Origin of the sequence: Thalassomonas sp. M1454, from assembly GCF_007097525.1 — a bacterium.
Classification (GTDB): Bacteria; Pseudomonadota; Gammaproteobacteria; order Enterobacterales; family Alteromonadaceae; genus Thalassotalea_A.
Genome location: NZ_VKDD01000005.1, coordinates 186,815 through 200,631 on the forward strand (window position 1 = coordinate 186,815; position 13,817 = coordinate 200,631).

A 13,817-nucleotide genomic window follows, 5' to 3' on the forward strand; every position below is an offset into this window, starting at 1 on the left:
ATAAATTTAAAAATTAAGGTGAGCATCTGCTCACCTTTTTTATTTAACGCTCCAGTTGTACAAACTAAATTCTTTCATTAATTGCATTGTCTGTTTTTTACCGGTTAAATTAAACTCAGCATAAATTTCGGACCAGGACTGCTGCTGAATCACTTTACGGATCATCAATTTATATCCTAAAGATTGCTCCAAATTCGAAACCTTTCCTTGTTGAAGCAAAGCTAAAAACTTTCTTTGTAAAGCCGGAGCACAACAGGAAAATACCCTATATCCTAGTGCAAAATCTGATACGGTTTGTTGATCAATCAGTACTTGCTGATCATCTAATGATAAATATGGATTTGGTAGTTGCTGTAAAATAAGCAGCATAAGCTCTGTCGGTAAATACTGATATTCATCACTCATGAGGTATTGGAAATCTATATTAAATTGATTGCTAATACTCTTTAATAATACATCGCTTTTACTATTAAGAGCTTGTAGAACTAGGGCTGAATGTTCACCACTGGCCTTATCTTTACTAAAACCGATACGGGCGATGCTAAAGTCATTACTTAACCAAAAATTCAATAACTGCGCATTAGCACCAAAACTGGAACTGATAAAGTCACTGCCCTGCTCAATCGCTATACGCTTACATTGTGCAATTAATTTATGGCCTAAACCTAATTGTTGCAGTTCAGGATGAATAGCAATACGTACAATACGTTGGTAGTTATACTCAAATGCCTGCTCAACTGCGCAATGTACAAGTAGTGACTGCGGCGTAAAGTGACCTTTAATTCGACGTAAAGAGTGTTTAATATCAGCTGATAATGCTTGCTCAATATCCCCTTCCGCTAATAAAAACACCACACCAAGTAATTGTTCATTTTGGATTTGTAATACAAGCCTTACTCGCTCATTATCAAGTAGCATCTTTAGATCGCTTGGCTTCGTTTGATAATGAGCACTTACTAACAATGAAAATACTTGTGTTAATAAGCCGGGAGTCAGTAACAGTTGCGAACCAGATAAATTTTTATATTCAATTTCAACATTTTGCTGTAAGCATACCTTTGGCAAAGTAGCATCAAGCAATAAACTATCGAAAGTAAAACTCTCTAAATAATCCCCTCTAGCCCAGCGAATAGGTTGATTAATATGAAAATGTTGGCTTTGTGGTTTTAACTGCTGCAACTCTTTGATGAATTTAGTACTAAAACCTCGCCCCGCACCTTCATAACCATGAATAGTAGAAACAAAAACTTGCCGATGATAATTCGATAATAGGAGTCTTAAAATTGGTAGTGGTACGCCCGCCGCTTCATCTACCATTAATAAATGGCAACTAGGTTTTTGTTTGAGCAGTACATCTAATGGGACAAACTTAACATTGCTAGTACCAAGGCTAACGCTATGTTTAGCAGTTTTAGCTTGAGGTAAACTTATTTCTAATTGCTTGAAAAAAATAGCTAAACTTTCAGAATGTGACGTTGTAATAATTATTTGCTTATTATCTTGCTGTAATAATTCTACTGCAGCCAAAGCCAAAGCCGTCGACTTTCCGCGCCCCCTATCAGCAGTAAGCACAAGGGGTCTATCACGATGACCTGAAACTACACGTAAGATTTTTTCAACGGCCTGTTGTTGCTCATAAGTTTTACAAGCAAAATTTAATGGCAGAGTTTCAATGTTTTCAGACTTATCAGTATCAAGAGCTATAACAGGGAAACTTTGCTCGTTATCATTTTGATTGAAAACATAAATACTATCAGTACCTTCGGCTTTATTAATAAAGTAGCGTACGAATTCGCTGTTATTAAATAAGTTTTTATTTATGGTTAAAACAAGCAGTCCGCCGGCGACTACAGTGCCAGATAAAGCGGCAAAGGCATCGATATTAAAATCATCAAATGCCTCAAATAAAATAAGGTCTTGTTCAGTTCCTAGGTACTGTCGATAATTTTTATTATGTACATAGTGATCGCTAGATAGTATTTCTAATTCTGTATTACTTTGAGTACTGGCAAGCTTGTCACTAAAAAATAAAAAGTTCGCTGATTTGCTTTCGCTAATATGTTGCTCTATTTGCTTATTTAGCCACTCCTGCTCACCGATAAAAATAAGCATACTACGCATATGCTTAGTAACTAAATGAGCTTGTAAGGTGTTAATAAATTCGAGCCGTTTGATATCAATAACCAATTAATAGATAAGTAATAATTTGAGTTTAACAGAAATTAAATTGATGTGAATATTAAGCTAAATAGAAAAGCACTCAATCAAACCGTTAATTGACAGAACACTCACACAATGAAATATTTAATAAGATGTAAACAAAGCGTTAAAAAACATTGATTAAAATCAAATTGTTGTAAATATATTCGTCTATACTAAGTTAAATAACCAATAATAGATAAGAGTTTCAATATGTCTGACGTAAATAACAATACAGAACAAAAGAAAGATGAACTCAATACCTTCCTATTTTTAACCATATTCCTAGCACCTTTTTTAGCCGTTGCTATTGTTGGCGTATTAGGCTTTTCAATATGGTTTAGCCAGCTAATAATGGGACCTCCTGGGGTATAGGGTAAATTATGTCTACAGCAGTAGATCAATCTAAACGTAATTTTCTACGAGGAAGAAAGCCTTCTGTTGTGGCTAAGTTTAGATTGCCGTGGATAACCAGTGAAAGTGACTTCCTTAAAGATTGCACTCAATGTGGCGACTGCATATCTAGCTGCGATGAAGATATTATTGTTAAAGGCGATGATGGCTTCCCTACCATTGACTTTAATAAAGGCGAATGCACTTTTTGTACTGACTGTATTTCATCTTGCCAACAAACATTTTTCAAAAATGATAAAACCTCTGCTGCTTGGCCAAGTAAATTTAACATTAAAGATGATTGCTTAGCTAAAAACAAAATCTATTGCCAAAGCTGCAAAGACGTTTGCGAACCTCGTGCTATTACCTTTAGTTATTTAGATAGCTCCATTCCTCAACCTTTAATTGATCAAGATTTATGTAACGGATGTGGCGCTTGTATCCAACCATGTCCATCCAACTCAACCGAATTATTCCTATTTCAGGAGCTAAGTTAATGAATCAAGCCAGTGCTAAAACCGCTGAATACCATGTGGCCAGTTTTATTATGCAAATCGATGTAAGCCAAGATGCTGTAGTTAGACAAAGCATTGAAGCTACACCAGGCGCAGAAATTCATGCTGACAACGGTAAGGGTAAAATTGTTTTTACCATAGAGTCTGATAATCAAAAACACATTGGTAATTATGCCGATGAACTCAAATATCAACCAGGTGTATTAACACTAGCACCTGTTTACCACCAATATTTAGAAGAATAAGTAGGACGCGATATGAAACTTAATAGAAGAGAATTTATTAAAGCAAACGCTGTTGCTGTAGCTGCAAGTGCAGCAGGTATTGCTCTACCGGCGAGTGCATCAAACCTAATAACTAGTAGCGACATGACTAAGTTAAAGTGGGACAAAGCACCTTGTCGTTTTTGTGGTACAGGTTGTAGTGTTAATGTTGCTACCATGGACAATAAAGTAGTTGCTACCCATGGTGATATTAAGTCACCAGTTAACAAAGGTCTTAACTGTATTAAAGGCTATTTCCTATCAAAAATCATGTACGGTAAAGACAGGTTAAAAACGCCTTTACTGCGCATGAAAGACGGTAAATTTGACAAAAACGGGGATTTTACGCCAATTACTTGGGATCAAGCATTTGATGTTATGGCAGAAAAAGCCAAAGCGACATTAAAAGAGAAAGGTCCTGAAGGCGTTGGCATGTTCGGCTCAGGCCAATGGACAGTACAAGAAGGTTATGCCGCAGTTAAATTGATGAAAGCGGGCTTTCGCTCGAACAATATAGATCCAAATGCTCGTCACTGTATGGCTTCAGCTGTTGGTGGCTTTATGCGTACCTTTGGTATCGATGAGCCTATGGGTTGTTATGACGATTTAGAAGCGGCTGATGCATTTGTGTTATGGGGCTCAAATATGGCAGAAATGCACCCTATTTTATGGACTCGCATTACTGACCGTCGTTTAAGTGCACCTCATGTAAAAGTTGCGGTTTTATCGACGTTTGAGCACCGCAGCTTTGAGTTAGCTGATAATGGCATGATATTCACCCCGCAAACTGATTTAGCAATACTTAACTTTATTGCACATTACATTATTAAAACCGATCGTGTTAACAAAGACTTTGTTAACAAGCATACTAATTTCCGTTTAGGTAATGCCGACATTGGTTACGGCTTACGCCCAGAGCATCCACTTGAGAAAAATGCGATAAACTCAAGCGCTAAAGATGCAGGTGGCTCAAAACCAATTGATTTTGAAGAGTACGCAAAATTTGTCAGCACATACACAGCGGAGTACACGTCTGAACTTTCAGGAGTACCAGTTGATAAATTAAATGCCTTAGCTGAACTTTATGCTGACCCTAAAACGAAAGTAACATCCCTTTGGACTATGGGCTTTAATCAACATACTCGTGGTGTGTGGGCGAACAACCTAGTTTATAATATCCACTTATTAACCGGTAAAATTTCAACTCCTGGGAACAGCCCATTTTCATTAACAGGTCAACCTTCTGCTTGTGGTACTGCTCGTGAAGTCGGTACATTCTCGCATCGTTTACCTGCCGACATGGTGGTGAATAACCCTAAGCACAGAGCCATTGCTGAAAAAATTTGGAAGCTACCAGAAGGCACAATTCCACCAAAACCAGGTTACCATGCCGTTTTACAAAACCGTAAATTAAAAGATGGTGAGTTAAATTTCTACTGGGTGCAATGTAATAACAACATGCAAGCGGCAGCAAACATTAATGAAGAAGGTTTACCAGGTTATCGTAACCCGAAAAACTTTATTGTTGTTTCAGACCCATACCCAACAGTGACAGCACAAGCTGCTGACTTAATTTTACCTACCGCAATGTGGGTAGAAAAAGAAGGTGTTTATGGTAATGCAGAACGCCGTACTCAATCTTGGTACCAACAAGTGACACCACCTGAAGGTGCATTCTCTGACATGTGGCAAGTAGTTGAGTTTTCAAAGCGTTTTAAAATGGAAGATGTTTGGACTGAAGAATTACTAGCTAAGAAGCCTGAGTATCGTGGTAAGTCATTATTTAATGTGCTTTATGAAAACGGTAATGTTAATGCCTTCCCTCTTTCAGAGATCCCTGATGATAGATTAAATCAAGAATCTAGAGATTTTGGTTTCTACATTCAAAAAGGTTTATTTGAAGAGTATGCAGAATTTGGACGAGGTCATGCACATGATTTAGCACCATACGATAGATATCATAAAGAACGTGGTTTACGTTGGCCTGTAGTAGATGGCAAAGAAACGAAATGGCGCTTTAAAGAAGGTTCAGATCCGTACGTTAAGCCAGGCTCTGATTATGACTTCTATGGTAAGCCAGACGGTAAAGCCGTTATATTCGCCTTACCTTATGAACCTGCAGCGGAATTCCCTGATGCAGAATATGATTTATGGTTATCAACGGGTCGTGTATTAGAGCATTGGCACACAGGTTCAATGACACAACGTGTACCAGAACTTTATAAAGCAGTGCCAGATGCCGTTGTTTATATGAATCCAGACGATGCTAAAAAACGCGGTTTACGCCGAGGTGATTTAGTTAAGCTTATTTCACGTCGCGGTGAAGTTGAAACTCGAGTTGAAACTCGTGGTCGTAATAAGCCGCCTCGAGGTTTAGTATTTATGCCTTTCTTTGATGCGAGTCGCTTAGTAAATAAAATAACCTTAGATGCCACAGATCCTCTTTCAAAAGAAACGGATTTTAAAAAGTGTGCAATCAAAATTGAAAAAGCGTAGGAGAATAACAATGAAAAAATCAATTAACGCTTTAACCAAAGTATTAGTAACAGTGACCATGTTTACTACATCATTTACTGCGTTTAGTGAAGGTAATGAAGTTGCAACCTTGCGTGATAGCACAGCAATTGAAACTCAAAAAACACCTGACGCGATACCTAATGTTGCTAATACCGATATTAAGCAAAAACGTAATTATCCTATGCAGCCACCTTTAATTCCGCATAAGGTAAGAAATTACCAGGTAGATTTAAAAGTAAATAAATGCATGTCCTGTCATTCACGTAATCGCACCGATGAATCACAAGCTCCTATGGTGAGTGTGACCCATTACATGGACCGAGACGGAAACTTTTTAGCCGAAGTTTCGCCACGACGCTACTTTTGTAGTCAGTGTCACGTACCACAACGTGATGCCGAACCATTAGTAGAAAATACTTTTGTTGATATGAATACATTAATGAAAGAAAAACAAGCATCTAAAGCTGAAAAACACTAGGGGCTAATATGAAAAATTTAGTGTTAAGAATTTGGCATACCTTACGTAAACCAAGTGTTCACTTTAGCTTAGGTTTTCTAGTAATAGGCGGTTTTATTGCTGGCATCATCTTTTGGGGTGGGTTTAACACCGCTTTAGAGTTAAGTAACACCGAAGAGTTTTGTATTTCATGTCATGAAATGGAAAATAATCCGTATGAAGAGTTAAAAACAACGATTCACTTTACTAACCGCTCAGGTGTGCGAGCTACCTGTCCAGATTGTCATGTACCACATAAATGGACGGATAAAATAGCGCGTAAAATGCAAGCATCGAAAGAGGTTTGGGGAAAGATTTTTGGCACCATAAATACGCCAGAAAAATTTGAAGCTAAGCGTCGACATTTAGCTGAAAATGAATGGACCCGCTTAAAAGCCAATGACTCTTTAGAGTGTCGTAACTGTCATAACTTTGACTACATGGACTTTACCGCACAGAGTACCAGAGCTGAAGAGCAACATTCTACTTCTTTAGCAAGTGGTGAAAAAACATGTATTGACTGTCATAAAGGTATAGCTCATGAATTGCCAGATATGACAGGTGTCGAAGGTTGGTAAAAACTAACTAACATAAACCTAGTTATAAACAGATAAAAACAAAGGCCCTACATTATTAAAATAATGTAGGGCCTTTTTATTATTCACTCTTTTAAGAGTTACTTGCCTCGGTTATGAGGAACTGTCCAGTCTTGTTTGTGCGTAATTGGCACAATACCAAACGGGTTAAACGATAAGTGACTTGCATAATAATGACGTTTGATATGCGCTTCATTTACTGTTTTAGCAATGTTAGGCATTTGGTACAGCTCTAACATGTAATTATAAATGTTTTCATATTGTTCAATTAATCGTAAGTTACACTTAAAGTGAGTGTGATATACACTGTCAAAACGCACCAAAGTAACCCATAAACGCCAATCTGCTTCAGTAAGCTTATCACCAGTTAAGTAACGATTAGTTGCAAGAATTTCTTCAACTTTATCTAATGCAATAAATAACTCTTTAACGTTTGTATCATAAGCTTCTTGCGCTGTAGCAAAACCACTTTTATAAACACCGTTGTTAATCTTGTGATAAACCAACTCGTTCATTTCATCAATTTTGCTGCGTAAAGGTTCAGGGTAGTAATCATCTTCGTTACCAGTAATATGGTTAAACGCACTGTTAAACATACGAATAATTTCAGAAGACTCATTGCTTACAATAACTTTGTTCTTCTTATCCCATAATACCGGAACACTGTTAACACCAGCGTACTCAGGATCTTGAGATAAATATTTTTCAGCAATAAATTTATCGCCGTATAAATCATCACCTGTCGTACCATAAAGCTTTGCTGAGTTTTCATCGTGGTTAAAACTCCAGCCATTTTCATGCATATCTGGGTGAACAACACTTACCGTAATTAAATCTTCAAGTCCCTTCAATTGACGGAAAACTAAAGTACGATGTGCCCAAGGACACGCTAAAGAAACATATAAGTGGTAACGACCAGCTTCAGCTTCAAAACCACCACGTCCAGAGATACCAGCACTGCCATCAGGCGTGATCCAGTTTCTAAATTGTGATTCTTTACGTTTGTATTCACCATCTTTAATGCTGCTGTTCCAGCTGTTCTTTACTTTAGTCATGTTAATTACCTTTAATCTTTAAAATTCATACTGCCTTTATTGCACCAACGTTATTAATTAGGCTTAGGCTCTATCGTTTACCATCAATGTCAAATTGATTAAATAATACGAGTTACTTGTTCAAGTGTTAATCTTGGTCCGCGAGGATAGTTACCTGAACTATCACCATAACCAAGGTTAATTAAGAAGTTAGACTTGTATCTACCTTCTGGGAAAAATTCGCTATCAATAGCATTATTATCAAAACCGCTCATAGGTCCACAATCTAAGCCTAGCATACGCGCCGCCATAATTAAGTATGCGCCTTGCATTGAGCTATTTCTTTGTGCTGTTGTAGCACTAAATTCAGCATTAGATGCAAACATATCTTTTGCATTTGGTACTGCAGGAAACTGCTCTGGTAAATGGTTAAAAAACTCAGTATCAGTAGCCACAATAACCGTTACCGGTGCAGCCATAGTTTTTTCCTGATTACCTTCCATTAATGTTGGTTTTAAGCGCTGTTTCGCTTCTTCAGATTTAACAAAAACAAAATGTCCAGACTGACAATTCATCGATGTTGGTGCCCACTTCATTAAATCGTATAACTGGGCAATAAGTTCATCTGATACATCTTGTTGAGTAAATTTATTCACTGTTCTTGCGTTAATAAACGTTTGCTCTAATGCTGAGTTATCTAGTTTAGTTGTCATAATCTTTTCCTAAATCTTTGTATCTAAAATTATCGAGATTTTTTCATTTCAATAATTACAAAATGTGCATTCTTACCTTTTAAAGAGAACTTCAATGTTCCTGGCTCTTTTAACTCTAACGAATCTCTTTCATCAAGAGATGGGTAACCTTCGATGTGAACACTACCCTCAGCACAGTTAATGTAAGCTTGACGACCAGGCTTTAATTCAAATTCAACTGTTGCATACGAATCTGTGATTTCAGATGCATATAAATTAACGTCAGAGTTAACATATAAAGGTGAAGTATCTTTATTTTTTGGGTTACCAACAATATGTAGTAACTTGTTTTCTCTGTCTTTTAATTCAAAGTTTTTATGGTTATAACGAACCGCGCCGCCGCGTTTAGGTGGCATAATCCAAATTTGTAAAAAACGACACCAGTCACCTTGTTTATTTAATTCAGAGTGCCAAACACCTGAACCAGCAGAGATTGCTTGTACGTGGCCACGACCAATTGTTTCTTCTTTTTTAGTAACACTATCCCAATGGGTTAATTTACCTTTAAGAACGTAACTAACAATTTCCATATCTTTATGGGGATGACGTCCAAAACCACCACGTGGTACTACATCATCATCGTTTAATACACGTAATGCGCCGAATCCCATCCTTGCAGGATTGTAGTAATTGGCAAATGAAAAGTGAAAACGGGTATTTGCTGGGTGCATGTTACTGCTTGGTAAATAGTGCAATTCAGATGCACTGATTTTTTCGTAAGCTGGTTTCATATTAAAATCTCTCAAGTCAAATTGCTCATTGTCACTGGGGTTATAAACACCGACACAACAATGTTAATGTAAAGTTAACGAAAAAACTGTCTCAATTAAGATAAACGTTGTTTCAAAATGTTATCGATTGACAGCTTTCCTGCACCGCTAAGCATTAGCGATACTGACATAGCGAATAATGCTAGGCCGAATTCATAACCGTTATTACTCATAAATAAACCGTTATCGATGTGAACACTGAAGATAGCTACCAGCATAGTGAAAGCTAAAACTAATGCCGCTGGGCGAACCAATAAGCCAATTAATAATGCAATACCGCCAAAGAACTCTGCACTACCGGCTAATAAAGTTAATAGGTAACCTGGTGTTAAGCCGATAGACTCCATCCATTGACCAGTCCCCTCTAGACCGTAACCGCCGAACCAAGCAAATAATTTTTGCGCGCCATGGGCAATAAAGATAATTGCAGCTGTAATTCTAAGAGCTAATGTAGAGTAGCCAGCGTCGCTATTAAGTAATTTTTTAATAAATGAAATATTCATTTAATTCTCCAAAGTTCATTGTGTTTGAATGTTGAAGCTATTATATTTAAAGGACTGAGCAATTAATAACGGTTATATTTGAACCTTAGGTTCAAAAAAATTGATGTAATGAATTCACCTATAACATTGGATGCATTGAAAGTACTCGATGCGATTGAACGTAAAAAAAGTTTTGCCGCAGCAGCGGATGAGTTATTTCGTGTGCCTTCTGCTATTTCTTATACTGTAAATAAGCTAGAGGAAGATCTGGGAGTCGCATTATTTGATCGCAGTAAACGCAGGGCTGAACTAACTACTGTTGGAAATATGATTGTCGAACAAGGCCGGTTAATTCTTAAAGCTACAGATGAATTGACCCACATGGCTAAGCAATCTGCCGATGGTTGGGAGTCAGAATTACGCATATGTATAGATAGTATTTTGCTGTTTAAACCAATCTATACGCTAATAGAACAATTTTTAAAAACCTATCCTTGGATTAATATCCGCGTTTCTGAAGAAGTTTTTGGTGGCACCTGGGATTCACTTGTTTCAGGCAATTCAGATCTTATCATTGGTGCAACTGGTGATCCATATAACAATGATTTTGCCGTTCACCCTATAGGTGAAATTGACTTTGTATTTGCCGTAGCCCATGACCACCCGTTAGCGAATGAACCACAACCAATAGCTAATAAAATAATTAAGCAGTATCCATCAATAGTTGTAGCGGATAGTTCAATAAACTTACCGGCTCGCTCTGTCGGTTTATTAGATGGCCAAGCTCGCATAACGGTACCCACTGTACAAAAGAAAATTGATGCTCATTGCCTTGGTTTAGGTGTCGGATTTTTACCCATACACAGAATAAAGGAGCAACTTGAGTCAGGGCAACTAGTTACACTTGAGCTGGCAAAATGCGAAAATAGACAAAGTGAGTTATCTATGGCTTGGAATAAAGATAACCAAGGTAAGGCACTGGCTTGGTTTGTTGAAAACATACAGAAGATACAAGAAAAGCTTTTATAGTCCAAGGCTATAGAGTTGCATGATATCTAAATTAAAACATAATTAGGGTCACGTTTGCTGACCCTAATTGACTCAAACCTTATTTTAGAATTAACTAAATTAAAGTCGTTTACTCAATGATATATTTATCTGCCCAACTACTTATCACTGTGGCCGCATATTTCGCATCTGATTTATTAGATAAGAAATGATCAGCCTTATCTAATGAAATAAAGCTTTTAGGATGCTTTACGCTTGCATAAATTTTTTCAGCTTCGTTTATTGAAACCACAGCATCCATAGGGCTGTGTAAGATCAACAAAGACTTTCCTGATAAATCAAAATTTTGCTTAGAGTTTTCACTAAGATCATCAACAAATTGCTTTTTAATAGTGAATTCTTTATAGCCAAGTTTTACGTTAGCGATGCCATTACTGCAGATTTCATCTAAACTATCATCAAAGTTATGAATAACATGCTCAGCTTTTGACGGTGCACCTATTGATACTACAGCCTTTACTGAATCAATGCTGCTTGCTACTGCTAGTACAGCAGCCCCACCTAAACTATGGCCAATTAGTAATTTAGGGGCGCTATAGCTTTCATTTAAAAATGCCGCAGCGGCTCTCAAATCATCAAGATTTGAAGTGAAGTTGGTATTGGCAAAATCACCATCACTATTACCTATGCCGGTAAAGTCAAAACGTAATACGGCAATGCCATTATCGTTTAGTGCACGAGAAATTCTTGATGCCGCAGCAATATCTTTACCACAGGTGAAACAATGAGCAAATAATGCATAGGCTTTTGTATCACCTTCAGGCAACTCTAATAATCCAGACAGGCGATTATCGTTACTATAAAATTCAACTTCTTTTCTCATGACTTTATCCTCAATTAAACTGCAAGAAATCATTTAGTGCTGGTTTAGGTTAATCACAGGTAAAAGCGATTAAGCTAAGCACTGCTTTATCTTGAGGTTATTATATTTAAAGGCCTGAGCAATTAATAACGGTAGTATTTGAACTTTAGAATCAAAAATATTGATGCATTTATTGTTACCAGCTAATTAATCGCATTGGTATTACTTCTCGAGTATTGGCTAATTTAAACAGTTTTCAAACGTAAAAAATCCAGTCAACTTTCATTGACTGGATTTTTATTAACAAATTAAATTTTGTTTAATTAAACGAATGCTGCTTTGTTTGCTGCAACAAAATCTTTTAATGTTGTTAGAGGACGACCTAATAGTTGCTCACCATCTGGGCTTACTACAGCTGCTTGGTTAGTAGCGAAAACTTCGAACAACTCTAACATACCTTTTGCTTGCCACTCAGGCCAGCCTGTAGATAAAAGTGACTCTAATGTTTGCTCTGTTGTTGGTGAAACATAAGCAACTTCTTTACCTGTAACATCAGTAAACACTTTAGCCATATCTTCACCCGTTAATAACTCTGGGCCTGTAATGTTATAGGCTTTGTTATCGTGGCCTGATGTCGTTAATACATTAGCTGCCATTTCGCCGATATCAGCAACATTTAATGGTGCTAAGCTACCTTCACGAATACCGAAGTATAAACCACCTTGTTTAACACCTTCAGCCCAACCAAAGAAGTTGTCTTGGAAGAAGATAGTACGTAAATGAGTCCAGTTAAGACCTGATTGCTCTAGGTACTTTTCACCTGCTCTAAATTGCTTACCGAATAAGATTGACTCATATTCTGCACCAAATACAGAGTAGAATAAAAATTGCTTAACAGAGCCTGCGTTTACTGCTGCATCGATTGCATTTTTAGCATGTTGCTCTCTTTGCTCAACATTACCTGGGATCATGAATACTTTAGTAACGCCTTCATAAGCAGCAGTTAAAGTTTCAGCTTTATCAAGGTCAATTAATACAGTTTCAATTGCAGGAAATTTTGCTTTTAACTCAGCTGCTTTTTCAGAGCTGCGAACCGCTGCACGAATAGTTGCGTTAGTTTCTTTCTTAACTAAAGAATCGATAGTTGCAACGCCGTTGTTACCAGCTGCGCCAATAATTAAAATAGTTTCAGTGTTCATTCTTTTTCTCCAAAATTTATTTAACAATCTGTATGTCTGTAACGAATTAAAGCCGCTACGTAAGTGGGTAAATATTTGATGGGTGTATAATAAAATATGTTTTCTAAAAAAAATAACGCAATGATTTGAACATTCAGTTCAGTAAATTTGAACCGTCTTCTTAGACTCTAGCAAGGCTACTAGTAAATTAAATTGTTAAAACCTAAAACTGCCAACAGCAGGTATACGCTATTACTTACATCGGATTGGTATATAAAAATCAATCAAGGTTTAGGTTTATAAAAACGTAAAAAATCCAGTCAACTTTCATTGACTGGATTTTTATTAACAAATTAAATTTTGTTTAATTAAACGAATGCTGCTTTGTTTGCTGCAACAAACTCTTTTAATGTTGTTAGAGGGCGACCTAATAGTTGTTCACCATCTGGGCTAACTACAGCAGCTTGGTTAGTTGCGAAAACTTCAAATAACTCTAACATGCCTTTTGCTTGCCACTCAGGCCAGCCTGTAGATAAAAGTGACTCTAATGTTTGCTCTGTTGTTGGTGAAACGTAAGCAACTTCTTTACCTGTAACATCAGTGAATACTTTAGCCATATCTTCACCCGTTAATAACTCTGGGCCTGTAATGTTGTAAGCTTTGTTGTCGTGACCTGATGTAGTTAATACATTAGCTGCCATTTCGCCGATATCAGCAACGTTTAATGGTGCTAAGCTACCTTCACGAATACC

At 37.1% G+C, this 13,817-nt stretch carries 13 protein-coding genes and 2 pseudogenes; 7 read left to right on the forward strand and 8 right to left on the reverse strand.

The genetic code is table 11. The features are described 5' to 3' along the window. Nucleotides 1-39 precede the first annotated feature (39 nt). Nucleotides 40-2,187 carry a GNAT family N-acetyltransferase gene (locus FNN08_RS12610; RefSeq protein ID WP_313904985.1) on the reverse strand — a complete coding sequence of 716 codons (2,148 nt, stop codon included), beginning with the start codon at nucleotides 2,185-2,187 and terminating at the stop codon, nucleotides 40-42. Between the two features lie 225 nt (nucleotides 2,188-2,412). On the opposite strand from FNN08_RS12610, the gene napE reads away from it, so the two are divergent. Genes napE through FNN08_RS12640 form a run of 6 tightly spaced genes read left to right on the forward strand, consistent with a single transcriptional unit; the run spans nucleotide 2,413 to nucleotide 6,961 of the window. Continuing rightward, complete coding sequence (napE, locus tag FNN08_RS12615; protein WP_143586318.1) at nucleotides 2,413-2,574, forward strand: periplasmic nitrate reductase, NapE protein; 162 nt, start codon at nucleotides 2,413-2,415, stop codon at nucleotides 2,572-2,574. A gap of 8 nt (nucleotides 2,575-2,582) precedes the next feature. Further along, nucleotides 2,583-3,089: a ferredoxin-type protein NapF gene (gene napF / locus FNN08_RS12620; RefSeq protein ID WP_143586320.1), complete on the forward strand. Its 507-nt coding sequence runs from the start codon at nucleotides 2,583-2,585 to the stop codon at nucleotides 3,087-3,089. Further along, nucleotides 3,089-3,352 carry a chaperone NapD gene (locus FNN08_RS12625; RefSeq protein WP_185962663.1) on the forward strand — a complete coding sequence of 88 codons (264 nt, stop codon included), beginning with the start codon at nucleotides 3,089-3,091 and terminating at the stop codon, nucleotides 3,350-3,352. Before napF ends, FNN08_RS12625 begins: the two co-directional genes overlap by 1 nt. Before the next feature lie 12 nt (nucleotides 3,353-3,364). Beyond that, the gene (napA, locus tag FNN08_RS12630) at nucleotides 3,365-5,866 is read left to right on the forward strand and encodes a nitrate reductase catalytic subunit NapA (RefSeq protein WP_143586324.1); all 2,502 of its coding nucleotides are present in this window, start codon (nucleotides 3,365-3,367) and stop codon (nucleotides 5,864-5,866) included. Nucleotides 5,867-5,876: 10 nt separating this feature from the next. Further along, entirely contained in the window at nucleotides 5,877-6,365 is a 489-nt protein-coding gene (locus FNN08_RS12635) for a nitrate reductase cytochrome c-type subunit (protein ID WP_143586327.1), read from the forward strand. An 8-nt stretch (nucleotides 6,366-6,373) separates the two neighbouring features. Next, nucleotides 6,374-6,961, forward strand: coding sequence for a cytochrome c3 family protein (locus tag FNN08_RS12640; protein ID WP_143586329.1), 588 nt, complete (start codon nucleotides 6,374-6,376; stop codon nucleotides 6,959-6,961). A 98-nt stretch (nucleotides 6,962-7,059) separates the two neighbouring features. Here FNN08_RS12640 and FNN08_RS12645 read toward each other — a convergent pair whose 3' ends face one another. The 4 genes from FNN08_RS12645 to FNN08_RS12660 form a co-directional block, all read right to left on the reverse strand. Next, the gene (locus FNN08_RS12645) at nucleotides 7,060-8,034 is read right to left on the reverse strand and encodes a glutathione S-transferase family protein (RefSeq protein ID WP_143586331.1); all 975 of its coding nucleotides are present in this window, start codon (nucleotides 8,032-8,034) and stop codon (nucleotides 7,060-7,062) included. A gap of 98 nt (nucleotides 8,035-8,132) precedes the next feature. Beyond that, a complete protein-coding gene (locus FNN08_RS12650) occupies nucleotides 8,133-8,726 on the reverse strand; it encodes a malonic semialdehyde reductase (protein ID WP_143586333.1) in 594 nt (197 codons plus the stop codon). A gap of 29 nt (nucleotides 8,727-8,755) precedes the next feature. Then, nucleotides 8,756-9,496 carry a pirin family protein gene (locus FNN08_RS12655; RefSeq protein ID WP_143586335.1) on the reverse strand — a complete coding sequence of 247 codons (741 nt, stop codon included), beginning with the start codon at nucleotides 9,494-9,496 and terminating at the stop codon, nucleotides 8,756-8,758. A 95-nt stretch (nucleotides 9,497-9,591) separates the two neighbouring features. Further along, nucleotides 9,592-10,038, reverse strand: a complete 447-nt coding sequence (locus FNN08_RS12660; protein WP_143586337.1) for a DoxX family protein — start codon at nucleotides 10,036-10,038, stop codon at nucleotides 9,592-9,594. 108 nt (nucleotides 10,039-10,146) lie between these two features. On the opposite strand from FNN08_RS12660, the gene FNN08_RS12665 reads away from it, so the two are divergent. Continuing rightward, on the forward strand, nucleotides 10,147-11,046 hold the full coding sequence (locus tag FNN08_RS12665) for a LysR substrate-binding domain-containing protein (RefSeq protein WP_143586339.1): 900 nt from the start codon (nucleotides 10,147-10,149) through the stop codon (nucleotides 11,044-11,046). A gap of 118 nt (nucleotides 11,047-11,164) precedes the next feature. Here the strand turns inward: FNN08_RS12665 and FNN08_RS12670 are convergent. From FNN08_RS12670 to FNN08_RS12680, 3 genes and pseudogenes are all read right to left on the reverse strand, one after another. Then, nucleotides 11,165-11,908: pseudogene (locus FNN08_RS12670) on the reverse strand (alpha/beta hydrolase family protein); the annotation flags it as partial. A 302-nt stretch (nucleotides 11,909-12,210) separates the two neighbouring features. Continuing rightward, the gene (locus FNN08_RS12675) at nucleotides 12,211-13,086 is read right to left on the reverse strand and encodes an SDR family oxidoreductase (RefSeq protein WP_143586343.1); all 876 of its coding nucleotides are present in this window, start codon (nucleotides 13,084-13,086) and stop codon (nucleotides 12,211-12,213) included. A gap of 347 nt (nucleotides 13,087-13,433) precedes the next feature. Next, nucleotides 13,434-13,817: pseudogene (locus tag FNN08_RS12680) on the reverse strand (SDR family NAD(P)-dependent oxidoreductase); the annotation flags it as partial.